Source organism: Sphingobium scionense (assembly GCF_014197035.1).
Lineage (GTDB): Bacteria > Pseudomonadota > Alphaproteobacteria > Sphingomonadales > Sphingomonadaceae > Sphingobium > Sphingobium scionense.
Map to the genome: position 1 here is coordinate 177,503 of NZ_JACIEU010000006.1, position 13,594 is coordinate 191,096.

Annotated in this window: 14 protein-coding genes; 5 read left to right on the plus strand and 9 right to left on the minus strand. The window is 65.1% G+C overall.

Annotated elements, in window-relative coordinates:
• Positions 1 to 93: 93 nt before the first annotated feature.
• Together GGQ90_RS08925 and folP are read left to right on the plus strand one after the other, a co-directional pair.
• Entirely contained in the window at positions 94 to 1,227 is a 1,134-nt protein-coding gene (locus tag GGQ90_RS08925) for a site-specific DNA-methyltransferase (RefSeq protein ID WP_281391428.1), read from the plus strand.
• 80 nt (positions 1,228 to 1,307) lie between these two features.
• Positions 1,308 to 2,432: a dihydropteroate synthase gene (gene folP / locus GGQ90_RS08930; protein WP_188081813.1), complete on the plus strand. Its 1,125-nt coding sequence runs from the start codon at positions 1,308 to 1,310 to the stop codon at positions 2,430 to 2,432.
• Positions 2,433 to 2,456: 24 nt separating this feature from the next.
• Here the strand turns inward: folP and GGQ90_RS08935 are convergent, their stop codons facing one another.
• The 6 genes from GGQ90_RS08935 to GGQ90_RS08960 form a co-directional block, all read right to left on the minus strand.
• Positions 2,457 to 3,149, minus strand: a complete 693-nt coding sequence (locus tag GGQ90_RS08935; RefSeq protein ID WP_188081814.1) for an aspartate/glutamate racemase family protein — start codon at positions 3,147 to 3,149, stop codon at positions 2,457 to 2,459.
• Positions 3,150 to 3,304: 155 nt separating this feature from the next.
• The gene (locus GGQ90_RS08940) at positions 3,305 to 4,726 is read right to left on the minus strand and encodes an NAD(P)(+) transhydrogenase (Re/Si-specific) subunit beta (protein ID WP_188081815.1); all 1,422 of its coding nucleotides are present in this window, start codon (positions 4,724 to 4,726) and stop codon (positions 3,305 to 3,307) included.
• A complete protein-coding gene (locus GGQ90_RS08945; RefSeq protein ID WP_004208003.1) occupies positions 4,726 to 5,010 on the minus strand; it encodes an NAD(P) transhydrogenase subunit alpha part 2 in 285 nt (94 codons plus the stop codon). Before GGQ90_RS08945 ends, GGQ90_RS08940 begins: the two co-directional genes overlap by 1 nt.
• Before the next feature lie 2 nt (positions 5,011 to 5,012).
• Complete coding sequence (locus tag GGQ90_RS08950; RefSeq protein ID WP_188081816.1) at positions 5,013 to 5,684, minus strand: hypothetical protein; 672 nt, start codon at positions 5,682 to 5,684, stop codon at positions 5,013 to 5,015.
• Between the two features lie 53 nt (positions 5,685 to 5,737).
• Positions 5,738 to 6,859 carry an NAD(P) transhydrogenase subunit alpha gene (locus GGQ90_RS08955; RefSeq protein WP_188081817.1) on the minus strand — a complete coding sequence of 374 codons (1,122 nt, stop codon included), beginning with the start codon at positions 6,857 to 6,859 and terminating at the stop codon, positions 5,738 to 5,740.
• 34 nt (positions 6,860 to 6,893) lie between these two features.
• The gene (locus tag GGQ90_RS08960; RefSeq protein ID WP_188081818.1) at positions 6,894 to 7,019 is read right to left on the minus strand and encodes an aa3-type cytochrome c oxidase subunit IV; all 126 of its coding nucleotides are present in this window, start codon (positions 7,017 to 7,019) and stop codon (positions 6,894 to 6,896) included.
• Positions 7,020 to 7,173: 154 nt separating this feature from the next.
• Here GGQ90_RS08960 and GGQ90_RS08965 point away from each other — a divergent pair, with 154 nt between their 5' ends.
• The 3 genes from GGQ90_RS08965 to GGQ90_RS08975 all read left to right on the plus strand — a co-directional run bounded on the left by GGQ90_RS08965 (position 7,174) and on the right by GGQ90_RS08975 (position 9,931).
• Complete coding sequence (locus GGQ90_RS08965) at positions 7,174 to 8,610, plus strand: sigma-54-dependent transcriptional regulator (protein ID WP_188081819.1); 1,437 nt, start codon at positions 7,174 to 7,176, stop codon at positions 8,608 to 8,610.
• A gap of 94 nt (positions 8,611 to 8,704) precedes the next feature.
• On the plus strand, positions 8,705 to 9,355 hold the full coding sequence (locus tag GGQ90_RS08970) for a hypothetical protein (protein WP_188081820.1): 651 nt from the start codon (positions 8,705 to 8,707) through the stop codon (positions 9,353 to 9,355).
• 75 nt (positions 9,356 to 9,430) lie between these two features.
• Positions 9,431 to 9,931 carry a GNAT family N-acetyltransferase gene (locus GGQ90_RS08975; protein ID WP_188081821.1) on the plus strand — a complete coding sequence of 167 codons (501 nt, stop codon included), beginning with the start codon at positions 9,431 to 9,433 and terminating at the stop codon, positions 9,929 to 9,931.
• A gap of 1 nt (position 9,932) precedes the next feature.
• Here GGQ90_RS08975 and GGQ90_RS08980 read toward each other — a convergent pair whose 3' ends face one another.
• From GGQ90_RS08980 to guaB, 3 genes are all read right to left on the minus strand, one after another.
• A complete protein-coding gene (locus tag GGQ90_RS08980; protein WP_188081822.1) occupies positions 9,933 to 10,451 on the minus strand; it encodes a tetratricopeptide repeat protein in 519 nt (172 codons plus the stop codon).
• Positions 10,452 to 10,543: 92 nt separating this feature from the next.
• A complete protein-coding gene (locus GGQ90_RS08985) occupies positions 10,544 to 11,734 on the minus strand; it encodes an RsmB/NOP family class I SAM-dependent RNA methyltransferase (RefSeq protein WP_188081823.1) in 1,191 nt (396 codons plus the stop codon).
• A gap of 144 nt (positions 11,735 to 11,878) precedes the next feature.
• A complete protein-coding gene (guaB, locus tag GGQ90_RS08990; RefSeq protein ID WP_188081824.1) occupies positions 11,879 to 13,336 on the minus strand; it encodes an IMP dehydrogenase in 1,458 nt (485 codons plus the stop codon).
• Positions 13,337 to 13,594: the final 258 nt, after the last annotated feature.

The following is a 13,594-nucleotide window of genomic DNA, read 5'->3' on the forward strand; positions in this document are numbered from 1 at the left end:
AATCCTCACAGGGACGACCGCTAAAGCCCTGACCTTGACGGCAGACTCCTGAGGACTCAGTGCTGACGGACGAAACGAATGGGGGTTGCACACATGGGTGTCATGGAACGCGTCGCACCGCGGCGGAAGAAGGCGGTTGCGCTCGCGCCGGCACCGGCGATCGAGGCAAACCGCCTGCTGCGCGGTGACTGTATCGCGGAAATGGCCAAGCTGCCCGACGGCTGCATCGACATGATCTTCGCCGATCCGCCTTATAATCTCCAACTGGGCGGCGACCTGTTCCGCCCCGAAGGCGGCCGTGTCGATGCGGTCGACAATGATTGGGACAAGTTCGACACACTCAGCAGCTATGACCGCTTCACCAAGGCGTGGCTGGCGCAGGCGCGCCGCATCCTGAAGCCCAATGGCACGATCTGGGTGATCGGCAGCTATCACAACATCTTCCGCGTCGGCGCTGCCTTGCAGGATGAAGGCTTCTGGATCCTCAACGACATCATCTGGCGCAAGGCGAACCCGATGCCCAATTTCAAGGGCACCCGCTTCACCAACGCGCATGAGACGCTGATCTGGGCCAGCCAGGGCGAGGACGCGAAGTACACGTTCAACTACAAGGCGATGAAGACGCTCAATGACGAGCTGCAGATGCGCTCCGACTGGGTGCTGCCGATCTGCGGTGGCCAGGAGCGGCTGAAGCGCAACGGCACCAAGGCGCATCCGACGCAGAAGCCGGAATCGCTGCTCTATCGGGTGATGCTGTCCTGCACCAAGCCGGGCGACATCGTGCTCGACCCCTTCTTCGGCACCGGCACCACCGGCGCCGTCGCCAAGCGCCTGGGCCGCCAGTGGATCGGCATCGAACGCGAGCCCGACTATATCGAGGTTGCCGAGGAACGCATTGCCGAAGCCCTGCCACTCGATGAATCCGCGCTCGCCATCATGCAGACCGCGCGCCAGCAGCCCAAGGTCGCCTTCGGCACGCTGGTCGAGACCGGCTATCTCCAGCCTGGCTCAGTGCTGATGGACAGCAAGCGTCGCTGGAGCGCCACCGTGCGCGCCGACGGCTCGCTCGCCGTGGGCAGCGACACCGGCTCGATCCACAAGCTGGGCGCCACGCTGCAGGGCGCACCAAGCTGCAATGGCTGGACCTTCTGGCATATCGAGAAGGCGGGCAAGCTCCACCCGATCGACACGCTGCGCCAGACCTATCTGCTCGCCAACGAGCCTTGATTTCCGTTCCCCGTTCGGGTTGAGGCAGCCATAGTTCTTCCAAGACATGGCCCCGACCCGTCCGGGGCGAACGGAGCTTTATGACCCTCTCCTCCATCCCCGCTGACGCCCGGCTCTACCTCAAGCCGACCTGGTTCGTGCCGAGCCCGATCGGCCTGCCGGACGGATCGACCGCGCGGATGGGCAATGGCCTGATCTGGTTCCAGGCCTATGAACTGACGGCGCGCCATGCCGGCCGCCGCATCGCCCGCGACACCATCCCGGTCGCAGCGTTCGAGGCCGTCACCGCCACCCTGCCCGCCCCGCTGGCCGAGCGCGCCCGCCAACTGGCCGCCAACATCTCCGCCCAGCGCGCGCCGCTCAGCCTTGGCGATCGCGTCATCCGCTTCGACGCGCCACAGGCGATGGCGATCCTCAACATCACGCCGGACAGCTTCTCCGACGGCGGCAAGCATATGACCGACCCGCAGGCGGCGGCCGATGCCGGCTTTGCCATGGCGGCGGCCGGCGCCGCGCTGATCGATGTCGGCGGCGAATCCACCCGGCCCAAGGCACCCAAGCTCTGGGAAGGCGACGAGATCGCCCGGATCGTGCCGGTGATCGAGAAGCTCGCCGCAGCCGGCGTCGCCATGTCGGTTGACACGCGCAAGGCGGCGGTGATGGAGGCGGCGCTGGCCGCCGGCGCCCATGTCGTCAACGATGTCAGCGCGCTGGAACATGATCCCCGCAGCCTGGAGGTCGCGGCCCTCGCCGGTTGCCCGGTGATCCTGATGCACGCCCCTTCCGCCGGCGACGATCCGCACGACAATCCCAACGGCTATGCCGATGTCGTCACCGACGTGTTCGACTATCTCGATGCCCGCATCGCCGCCTGTCTCGACGCCGGCATCGCGCGCGAGAAGATCATGGTCGATCCGGGCCTGGGCTTCGGCAAGAACCTGGCCGACAATCTGGCGCTGGTGAACGGCCTCGCCACCTTCCAGGGGCTGGGCGTGCCGCTACTCTTCGCCGGCAGCCGCAAGCGCCTGATCGGCGCCCTGTCGAACGAGGCGCCCGCGCCCGACCGGCTGGGCGGTTCGGTCGCCCTCGCCTTCCGCGCGGCGCAACTGGGCGCGCAGATGGTCCGCGTCCATGACGTCAAGGAAAGCGTCCAGGCGCTCCATCTGTGGCGGGGCCTGGCCGATGCGGGGCTGAGCGCGGTCTGACACCGCGCCCGGCCGCCTCCGCCCTCATTCGCCCAGGATGAATTCCACGCCCGCCATGGCGTGGATTTCGGTGCAGTCGTAGATCGGCAGCACATTGGCCTTCACGTCGACGATCATCTCCAGCTCGGTGCAGGCCAGCACCACCGCCTGCACATCCTCCTTGGCGATGTCGGTCAGTTCCGACTTCATGAAGCGCTCGGAATCGCGGTTGATCTTGCCGACGGTCAGTTCGTCATAGACGATCCGGTCGATCCGCTCGGCCAGCGCGATATCGGCGGGCAGCAGCGATACGCCATGCGACACCAGCCGCTGGCGATAATATTTCTCGGTCATCACGTTGCGCGTGCCGATCAGCGCGGCGCGATCGATCCGGTCCGCCTTCATCCGCGTACCGACGACATCGGCGATATGGATGATGGGAATGGAAACCGCCGGCTTTACCCGATCATAGACACGGTGCATGGAGTTGGCGCAGATCAGCAGCGCTTCCGCCCCGCCCTGCTCCAGCCGCTGCGCCGCGCCGATCAGATGACCTGATGCACAATCCCAGTCTTCCTGGGTCACGCAGCCAGAAACCTGGGCAAAATCCAGGCTCTCGATCAGCAGCGGCGCGCTGTGCTGGCCGCCCTTTGCCCGGTGGATCGCCTGGTTGATGATCTCATAATAGCGGGCGGTGGACGTCCAGCTGAGACCACCAATCAGACCAAGTTTACGCATGTCGCTCCCAATATGAGGGCGCCTGTCCGGCCCCGTTCGGGCCGGGCATGTCAGTGCCCCACCCCCTCTTTTACGAAAGATGCGGGCTTCGACAAGTCAGGACGATCCACCCGCCCCGTCGACGGGGCGATCCGACGCGGGTGGATCGTTCGGTTTTAATGGGCCAGCGCCTTGACGATCTCCTCGACCATCTTCTTGGCGTCGGCCAGCAGCATCATCGTATTGTCCATGTAGAAGACCTCATTGTCGACGCCGGCATAGCCGGCCCCGCCCATGGAGCGCTTCACGAACAGCACCGACTTGGCATTGGCCACGTCCAGGATCGGCATGCCATAGATGGGCGACGCCTTGTCGGTCTTGGCCGCCGGGTTGGTCACGTCATTGGCGCCGATGACGAAGGCGACGTCGGCCTGGCCGAACTCGCTGTTGATGTCCTCCAGCTCGAACACCTCGTCATAGGGGACGTTGGCTTCGGCCAGCAGCACGTTCATGTGGCCGGGCATGCGCCCTGCGACCGGGTGGATCGCATATTTGACGCTGACGCCTTCCTTCTTCAGCATGTCGCCCATTTCGCGCAGCGCATGCTGCGCCTGGCTGACCGCCATGCCGTAACCGGGCACGATGATGACGCTGTCCGCCTGGCTCATCAGGAAGGCGGCATCCTCGGCGCTGCCGCGCTTGTAGGGACGATCGGCCGCTGCCGCGCCGCCGCCCGACGGGCCGGCTTCCGCGCCGAAGCCGCCGGCGATCACGCTGATGAAGCTGCGGTTCATCGCCTTGCACATGATGTAGGACAGGATCGCGCCGGAACTGCCCACCAATGCGCCGGTGATGATCATCGCCGTGTTACCGAGCGTGAAGCCCATGGCGGCGGCGGCCCAGCCCGAATAGCTGTTCAGCATCGACACCACGACCGGCATGTCCGCCCCGCCGATCGGGATGATCAGCAGGAAGCCGATGACGAAGCTCAGCGCCGTCACCGTCCAGAAGATCCAGGGCGACTGGTCGGTCACGAAATAGGCGATCAGGCCCAGGATCGCCGCCAGTGTCGCCAGATTGATGACATGGCGGCCCGGCAGCATGATCGGCTTGCCCGACATGTTGCCGTTCAGTTTCAGGAAGGCGATGACCGAACCCGAGAAGGTGATCGCACCGATCGCGACCCCCAGCCCCATCTCGATGCGGCTGGCATTGTGAATCTCGTTCGTCAGCGGATCGAGAATGCCGAAGGCGCCGGGATTGAGATAGGCGGCCGCGCCGACCAGCACGGCGGCCAGGCCGACCAGCGAGTGGAAGGCAGCAACCAGCTGCGGCATCGCCGTCATCTCGATGCGACGGGCGATGATGAAGCCGATGCCGCCACCGATGGCGATGGCGCCCAGAATTTCGGGCAGGCTCAGCACGTCATGGGTGTAAAGGGTCGTGACCATAGCGATCGCCATGCCGACCATGCCCATGCGGTTGCCGCGACGGCTGGTCGACGGGCTCGACAGGCCGCGCAGCGCGAGGATGAAGAGGACGCCGGAAACCAGATAGGCCAAGGCGACGAAGGGCGAGACGGGCGCAAGCTCGTGCATCACTTGCGCTCCTTCTTCTTGTACATGGCCAGCATGCGTTCGGTCACGGCAAAGCCGCCGAAGATATTGACCGATGCAAAGACCACCGCGACCAGCCCCAGCAGCTTGGCCGCCAGGCTACCGGCCTCCGCCGACGCGACCAGCGCACCGACGATGATGACCGACGAAATGGCATTGGTAACCGCCATCAGCGGCGTGTGCAGCGCCGGCGTCACCGACCAGACCACATAATAGCCGACGAAGCACGCCAGCACGAAAATCGACAGGATGGCAATGAAGTCCATGGTTAGTAAACCTCCCCCTTTGGTTCACGGATCATTTTAATGATCAGCTTGTCACCATCAGTTTTTTTATAAGAAAATGCCCCACCCATGAATTCCACCGTCTGCTCTAAATCAGAGGGCTTTATTTTTGGCGCATTTTGACGACAAACTTCCGTGCCATCGACACAATATGTCAGCATTCCCTGGGCGTAACGGATCTCGAAAGTCCCCCAAGGCTCAAGGCCCCTTACTTCCGAAATCGTCAACGGCTTTGTTGGCACCGGATCTATCGGATAGATATCATCACGTTTTAAGTGACCATAATATCCACCCCAAATAATGTTGATGCTGCTCTTAAACCAGGAATCGAGAACGCCATCCCCATCGCGATCAATCAGGCAAACAGGTGATTTACCCATACCCATGATGCCTTGCGATATGGGGGCATTCTTCTGACAAGCCATGAATTGCGCGCTATTAGCGACCGAGAAGACAGTACCCTTCTCAAGGAATATGCCCTTTTCAGAAATCGGTAGTGCTTTCTCAAGAACTACAGCGCGTACCGGAACCGCCTTCCCCAGGAGCCAAGCCCCCTTCTTCTTGATTGTCTGCGATTGATTGTCAGCTTTATCTGGGACCAACAATGTTGGAAAAATATATCGAATTGCTTCGGAGCCCCGATCCTCCTGAGCCAACGACTGTCCTGGAAGACTGATCAAAACTAGCAGAGGTGAGAGTAGTACGCGCATCAGCCCAGCAGCCGTTCGTTGACGACCTTGCCCCCCTGGGTCAGGCGGATGGCGTTGCCGATTTCCTCGTCCAGCACCGGCGCATTCCTCTCCTTGTCCCAGAAGGCGGACAGGAAATTATAGAGATTGCGCGAGAACAGGGCGGAGGTGTCGGCGGCCAGGCGGCTGGGCACGTTGCGATGGCCCACGATCTTGACGCCGTGGCGCACGACCACTTCGCCCGCGACCGCGCCCTCGACATTGCCGCCCTGCTCGACGGCCAGGTCGACGATCACGCTGCCCTGCTTCATCGATGCGATCTGCGCGTCACTGATCAGGCGCGGCGCAGGCCGGCCGGGGATCAGCGCGGTGGTGATGACGATGTCCTGCTTGGCGATGTGCGACGACACCAGCTCGGCCTGAGCCGCCTTATATTCGTCCGACATTTCCGTGGCATAGCCACCGGTGCCTTCCCCCTCGATGCCGGCCACCTTCTCCACGAAGATCGCCTTGGCGCCGAGCGATTCGATCTGCTCCTTGGTCGCGGCGCGCACGTCGGTCGCACTCACCTGCGCGCCCAGCCGCCGCGCGGTGGCGATCGCCTGAAGGCCGGCCACGCCCACGCCCATGACGAAGCATTTGGCCGCCGACACGGTGCCCGCCGCCGTCATCATCATCGGGAAAGCGCGGTCATATTCGGCCGCCGCGTCCAGCACCGCCTTGTAGCCCGACAGGTTCGACTGGGACGACAAGATATCCATCGACTGCGCGCGGGTGATGCGCGGCATGAATTCCATCGCCAGCGCCTCATAGCCGCCGGCGGCATAGGCATCGACCCGCACCCGCTCACCGAACGGGTTGAGGCCCGCGACGATCCAGGCCCCCGCCGCAGCGCCGCCAAGGCTTGCCGGATCGGGGCCTTGCACGCCCAGCAGGATCTCAGCCCCCGCCAGCGTCGCCGCACGATCGCCAACGCTGGCACCGGCCGCCGCATAGGCATCGTCGGCAATCCATGCGGTCAGGCCCGCGCCGGCCTCGACGGCCACGCTCGCGCCCAGCGCGATAAATTTCTTCACGGTCTCGGGCGTACCGGCCACGCGCCGTTCGCCCGCAGCCTGTTCCTTCAATATCGCAATTTTCATTATATCTGCATCCCCTCCTATGACGTCGGCCGGTTCAGCTGGAGATCAGCAGCACGACAAGGGCGGCGACAATGATGCAGCCGATCGTGCCCCATTTCACGAAACCGACAAACCCTTCATAGGTCTGGGTCGCGCTCTTGATGTTCCCGTCAGAAGCCATATCCGTTCCCCTAGTTCTTACATTGTTGTGCAACCTCTTATCCTGTCGCCCTACCCCCCTCAAGCCGTAGGGGCACAAGAAAATCTTTAGAGGTTAAGGGCGCCTTTACCCCCGGCGCCTACCCTGATGCTCTGTTTGCATATGAGGGGTCCAGATGGTTCGCGAAGGCGTTCCCTTGCTGATGTTGATCGACGACGAGCCCGCCCAGCGCCGGCTCGTGTCCGCGCTGGCGGCGCGTGCGGGATGGCGGACCATCTTCGCCAGCGACGCCGAAACCGCCCTGGCGACGCTGGGCACGCAGGACGGGATGCAGCTCGACGCGGTGCTGATCGATCAGTGGAGCCCCGATTTCGATCCCACCGGCCTGATCCGGGACATCCATGCACAACGGCCAAATCTGCCGATCCTGATCCTGACCGCCCATAACAGCGTCGCCGTCGCGGTACAGGCGATGCGTGCGGGCGCCACCGATTATCTGTCCAAGCCGATCGCGCCGGAACGGCTGCTGGCCGCGCTGAACATGGCGGTCGAAGGCAATGTGCGCGGCGAACTGCGCCCCCTCACCGAAAAGATCACCGCGCCCCTTGCCTTCGAAGACGTGGTGGGCGCCGCGCCCCAATTCCGTACCGCGCTGGCGATCGCCGCCAAGGCCGCGCGTGCCCGCGTGCCGGTGCTGATCGAGGGCGAAAGCGGTGTCGGCAAGGATGTCATCGCGCGCGCAATTCATGCGGCCTCTCCCCGGCACAAGCAGGCGATGGTGACGCTCAACTGCGGCGCCATCCCCGCCAATCTCGTCGAATCGGAACTGTTCGGTCATGAACGCGGCGCCTTCACCGGCGCGTTCGACCGCCATGTCGGCAAATTCCTGTCGGCCGACATGGGCACGATCTTCCTCGATGAAGTCAGCGAAATGCCGCTCGACGCACAGGTCAAGCTGCTGCGCGTACTTCAGGATGGCGAGGTGCAGCCGATCGGCGCGCGCCGCCCCCTGCATGTCGATGTCCGCGTCATCGCCGCCACCAACAAGAAGCTCAGCGAAGAAATCGAGGCCGGGCGCTTCCGCGAAGATCTTTATTATCGCCTGAACGTCGTCCAGTTGACCGTGCCGCCGCTGCGCGAACGCATGGGCGACATTCCCGCCCTCTGCCGCCACCTCCTCGCCCGCATCGCCACCCAGCCGGGCCTGCGGGGCCTGGGCCTCACCGACGATGCGCTCGCGCTGCTGATGCAGCATGACTGGCCGGGCAATGTCCGCCAGCTCCAGAACGCGCTGTTCCGCGCCGCGGTGCTGTGCGAGGGCGATGCGCTGACCCCGCATGATTTCCCGCAGGTGTCCGCGCATATCCTGTCGCGCGGCGCCAATGGTCCGCGCCAGCGCGCCGCCAGCACACCGCACCGCGAAGCGGCCGGCATCACCCTGTTCGAGGGCGATGGCCATGTCCGCCAGTTGGCCGAGATCGAGGCCGACGTCATTCGCCTCGCCATCGGCCATTATCGCGGCCGCATGACCGAAGTCGCGCGCCGGCTGGGGATTGGTCGCTCGACCCTTTATCGCAAGCTTGCCGAACTGGGCATCGACAACGCGGCCTGATCGCGGGACCGGGCGCCCCGCGACTGGGGCATATTGTCGCGGAGGCTCCGCTACGGCGTTGAATTATCCCCGCGCCTATGCTTTTGAACGGGACATGAAAGCGCCCCTCCTCGCCGCCTGCTCTCCCCTCCTGCTGCTGGTCGCCTGCGGCCGCGCCGAACCGGTCGCGGACATGCCGACCCAGGAAGAACTGGCCGCCGCCGCCAATGCGGCCGCTGCCAGTGCGCTGGCAAACGCGCAGAAGGATGATGCCGGCGCCACGCGCAACTATGTGAATATCGACCATGGCTATTCCGTCACCATGCCCGAAGGCTGGATGAAGGATGGCGAGGCGAGCAATGCCGATGGTGTGGTCTATCAGGATCCCGGCGCCGGTGCCGACGTCCGCGTCTTCTGGCAAAAAAATGCCAATGACCAGACGCTGCAGCAGATCGTGGAAGCCCTGTCGAATGGCGCAGAGGGCGTGGACGGCGATTTCATCGGCGAGAATGAATATCGCGGCACCGCCAATGACGGCGAAGGCAATAATGTCGCGCTGCGCCTGCTGAAACAGCCCGATGGCGCGATCGTCACCGCGACCTTCGTCTATCCCGAAATGCTGAGCGAACAATATCAGCCGATTGCCCAGACCCTGCTCGACAGCCTGCGCATCTTCGCGCCCAAGGCCCAGACTCCGGAGGGCCAGACGCCGGAGGGCGCGAGCGCCACGGCCACGCCCGCACCGGCCGCCAACGCCAGCAACTGACCGGCGGCTTTCGGCGCGGTCATTCGTTTCCTTCCGCGTCGATCATCCCGATCCGTTGACAGGAACCCTAGACGCTTGCGCCTGATCCGCCCCTTCGCCCCCGCCGACCAGCGGGGCATTCTCGACCTGATCCTCAGCATCCAGCGCGACGAATATGGCATCGCCATCACCGCAGCGGACCAGCCGGACCTCACTGACATAGCCGGCTTCTACCTGCCCGGCGCCGGCGGCTTCTGGGTCGCGGAGGAGGACGGCCCGATCGTCGGCACGATCGCGCTCAAGGATATCGGGAACGCCCAGGGCGCGCTGCGCAAGATGTTCGTCGCGGCCAGCCATCGCGGCCGCGCCCCCGGCGTCGCCCAGGCGCTGCTCGACCATCTGCTCGACGCGGCGGCCGATCGCGGCCTGGCCCAAATCTATCTCGGCACCACCGCCCGTTTCCTGGCGGCGCATCGCTTCTACGAGAAGAATGGCTTCGCGCTGGTCGAAGCCGACGACCTGCCACCCGCCTTCCCCAGGATGGCGGTCGACACGTGCTTCTACGAACGATCGATTAAACCGGCGAAAGCCGGATAAATTACGGATTATCGGTGCTGTTGGCCTTGGCGCCGGGCACCGCTTCCTTGCTGGTCATCGCCACTGCCGGCGGCCCCTTCTGGATCGCGGCATTGAGCTGCGCGACCTCGGGGCAGTTCCCCTTGCACAGGTTCTGCGCCTGGGCGAGATTTTCCTTGGCCTTGGCGATCGCGCCCTTCTCGACCATCGCCTCGCCCTGCCCGGCGATCGCGGTCACATCGGTGGGGTCGAGCAGCAACGCTTCCTTGTAGAGGCGGATCGCCTTGCCCTGCAGCCCCTGCGCCCGCGCCACTTCGGCCAGTTCGATATAGGCCGCGCGATTGCGCGGATCGACCGCCAGCGCGCTTTCCAGCGCATCGGTGGCACCGGTCAGATTGCCCGCCTTGCGCGCTGCCTCGCCCGCCTTCTGCCATTCGATCGACCGCGGTTCGATCTGGGTATCGGGGCGCTGGGTCAGGCCCACGCTGGAAACGGTGGTCAGAAGGACAGCAAGGGCAATCGAGGCCGGGGTGAAACGCATCAAAATCTCCAGCCATGTTTCAGGCATTGACTCAGGCCCGCAGACCGAAGGGCAAGTGTCGCTATTTTGCGCGCGCTTGTCCATGGCCTGTTTCAGGCGGTCCTCCGCAGCCGGGCGAAGTAGAAGCCGTCAGTGCCGTCATGGCCGGGCGTCAGCAGCAGGCCATGGCCATGGGCACGACCCATGGTCGACTGGTCAACACCCGCTTCGATCGGCTCGGCCCTCCAGCCGGCCTGACGCGCCAGAAACGCATCCACCTGATCCCGCCCCTCTCTGTCGGTCAATGCGCAGGTAGCATAGACCAGCAGACCGCCGGGCGCCAGCAAGGGCGCGGCGAAATCCAGGATCCGGGCCTGTTCCGACACCAGCCGGTCGAGCCGCGCCTGGGTCAGGCGCCAGCGCGCCTCGGGATTGCGGCGCCAGGTGCCCGTGCCCGAACAGGGCGCGTCGACCAGCACGATATCCGCCTGCCCCGCCAGGGGCGCCAGCGCACGCGCCTCATGCCCCTGGTCCAGCAGCAGCCTCTCGATACAGGTGACGCCGGCCCGCTCGGCACGTGGCGCCAGCCGGTCGATCCGGTTGCGGATCGTGTCGGCGGCGATCAACCGCCCCTTGCCGCCCATCGCTGCGGCGAGCGCCAGCGTCTTCCCGCCCGCGCCGGCACACAGGTCGACCACCGTCTGCCCGGCCTGTGCCCCGCATGCCGCCGAAATAAGCTGGCTGCCGGCATCCTGCACCTCGACCGCGCCGCGCTTCCACGCCTCGCTCTGTTCGACCGGATAGCCTTCGGGCAGGCGCAGTGCGTCCGGGATGCCGGCGATCGGCGTCGCGTCGGGCAATTCGGGCGCCACTTGCGCGGGCGTCGCCTTCAGCCGGTTGACGCGCAGGTCCACCGGCGCGCGGCCCAGCAGCGCATCCTGCTCCACCGGCGCGGCCAGCAAAGGCTGCAACCAGCCCGGCACCGCGCCGGCCGCCGCCCCCGTTTCGCCCGGCTCGATCGGCAGCGGCGCATGGGCCGATCCGTCGAACAGCGCGGCCAGCTCCGGCTGCGCCTCGACCAGGCCGATCATCGCCGCGCGGCCGGTTTCGGGCCGATCGGCGACGCGGCGGATCGCATCATAGACATGGTCGCGCACCGCCCGGCGATCGCGCGACCCGGCATAGCGCCGTTCCTTGAAATAGCGCGCGATCAGCGTGTCCGCCGCCGGCCCGCCATCGCGGGCGGCGGCGATGATCGCGTCCAGCAGGTCGATCGCGGCTTGGATACGGGCGGATGGTGTCATGTATACCTTCCCCCCTCCCTTCCAGGGAGGGGCTTGGGGGTGGGTAGCCTCCGCAGGAGGCTCGCTCCGCTCGCCACCTACCCTCGATCAGAGTCACGTGCCTCTGATCGACCCCTCCCTTGAAAGGGAGGGGAATGAAATGGGTTAGCGCGTCGGATAGTTGGGGGCCTCACGCGTGATCGTCACGTCATGGACATGGCTTTCCGACAGGCCGGCATTGGTGATCTGGACGAAGCGGGCGCGCTCCTGCAGATCCTTGATGGTGCGGCTGCCGGTATAGCCCATCGCCGCCTTCACGCCGCCGACCAGCTGATGGATGACATCCTTGGCCGGTCCCTTGAACGGCACCTGGCCTTCAATGCCCTCTGGCACCAGCTTCATCTGGTCCTTGATGTCCGCCTGGAAATAGCGGTCGGCGCTGCCGCGCGCCATCGCGCCGACGCTGCCCATGCCGCGATAGCTCTTATAGGCGCGGCCCTGATAGAGGAATGTTTCGCCCGGCGCTTCGGCCGTGCCCGCCAGCAGCGATCCGACCATGACGCAGCCCGCGCCCGCTGCCAGTGCCTTGGCGACGTCGCCCGACGTGCGCAGGCCACCATCGGCGATCACCGGCACGCCATGCTTGTGTGCCTCATTGGCCGAATCCATGACCGCGGTCAGTTGCGGCACGCCCACGCCCGCGACGACGCGGGTGGTGCAGATGGAGCCGGGGCCGATGCCGACCTTCACGCAGTCCGCGCCGGCGTCGATCAGCGCCTTGGTCGCTTCGGCGGTGGCGACATTGCCGGCCACGACCTGGACATGGTTGGACAGCTTCTTGACTGCTTCCACCGCGACCGCAACCTGCTTGCTGTGACCATGGGCGGTGTCGATGACGATCAGGTCGCATTCCGCATCGATCAGCGCCTTGCTGCGCTCCAGCCCCTTGTCGCCCACCGTCGACGCGGCGGCGACGCGCAGCCGGCCCGACGCATCCTTGGTCGCCTGCGGATAGGTGACGGCCTTCTCGATGTCCTTGACGGTGATCAGGCCGACGCAATGATAGGCGTCGTCCACCACCAGCAGCTTCTCGATCCGGCGCTGGTGCAGCAGCCGCTGCGCCTCGTCCTGGCCGACCCCGACCTTCACGGTGGCCAGATTGTCCTTGGTCATCAGTTCGCTGACCGGCTGAGCCGGATTTTCGGCAAAACGCGTATCGCGATGGGTCAGGATGCCGACCAGCTTGCCATTGGCCTCGACGACGGGAATGCCGCTGATCTTGTGGCGCTGCATCAGCATCTGGGCATCGGCCAGCGTCGCGGTCGGCAGGATGGTGATGGGGTTGACGACCATGCCGCTTTCGAAGCGCTTCACCGCGCGGACCGCATCGGCCTGTTCCTCGACGGTCAGGTTGCGGTGCAGCACGCCGATACCGCCCAGCTGCGCCATGACGATCGCCATGTCGGCCTCCGTCACCGTGTCCATGGCGGACGACAGGATCGGGATGTTGAGCTTGATCGCCTTCGTCACATAGGTGGACGTGTCCGCCTGGCTGGGCAGCACATCGGATTCGGCGGGCTGCAACAGCACGTCGTCAAAGGTGAGGCCAAGGCGGATGTCCATGGAAAAAGCCACTTTCTGCTGCGCGGGTCAGGTGGAGGGGAACCGGACCGCTGGGGGATTTGTGGCGGCCCATGTAACCATTAACCCGCAAAACGGCCAGCCCCCGGCGTCATTTTATTGCTGCTTCTGCGCAACAGCGCCCGTTACCCGTGCAATCCGCCGGCCATCCCCCGAAGCGACACGCGCATCTCGACAATTTTCTGCCCTGTCTCAGGGTATTTACGCGGTGCCCAGCCTGCGCCCCGGCTGCTAGACCGG

Excerpts from the sequence above, each read along its gene's own strand:
- GGQ90_RS08985 (WP_188081823.1), bottom strand. The coding sequence starts at position 11,734 with ATGACACCATCCGCCCGTATCCAAGCCGCGATCGACCTGCTGGACGCG.
- GGQ90_RS08940 (WP_188081815.1), bottom strand. The coding sequence starts at position 4,726 with ATGCACGAGCTTGCGCCCGTCTCGCCCTTCGTCGCCTTGGCCTATCTG.
- folP (WP_188081813.1), top strand. The coding sequence starts at position 1,308 with ATGACCCTCTCCTCCATCCCCGCTGACGCCCGGCTCTACCTCAAGCCG.
- GGQ90_RS08935 (WP_188081814.1), bottom strand. The coding sequence starts at position 3,149 with ATGCGTAAACTTGGTCTGATTGGTGGTCTCAGCTGGACGTCCACCGCC.
- GGQ90_RS08945 (WP_004208003.1), bottom strand. The coding sequence starts at position 5,010 with ATGGACTTCATTGCCATCCTGTCGATTTTCGTGCTGGCGTGCTTCGTC.
- guaB (WP_188081824.1), bottom strand. The coding sequence starts at position 13,336 with ATGGACATCCGCCTTGGCCTCACCTTTGACGACGTGCTGTTGCAGCCC.
- GGQ90_RS08955 (WP_188081817.1), bottom strand. The coding sequence starts at position 6,859 with ATGAAAATTGCGATATTGAAGGAACAGGCTGCGGGCGAACGGCGCGTG.
- GGQ90_RS08980 (WP_188081822.1), bottom strand. The coding sequence starts at position 10,451 with ATGCGTTTCACCCCGGCCTCGATTGCCCTTGCTGTCCTTCTGACCACC.
- GGQ90_RS08960 (WP_188081818.1), bottom strand. The coding sequence starts at position 7,019 with ATGGCTTCTGACGGGAACATCAAGAGCGCGACCCAGACCTATGAAGGG.
- GGQ90_RS08965 (WP_188081819.1), top strand. The coding sequence starts at position 7,174 with ATGGTTCGCGAAGGCGTTCCCTTGCTGATGTTGATCGACGACGAGCCC.
- GGQ90_RS08925 (WP_281391428.1), top strand. The coding sequence starts at position 94 with ATGGGTGTCATGGAACGCGTCGCACCGCGGCGGAAGAAGGCGGTTGCG.
- GGQ90_RS08970 (WP_188081820.1), top strand. The coding sequence starts at position 8,705 with ATGAAAGCGCCCCTCCTCGCCGCCTGCTCTCCCCTCCTGCTGCTGGTC.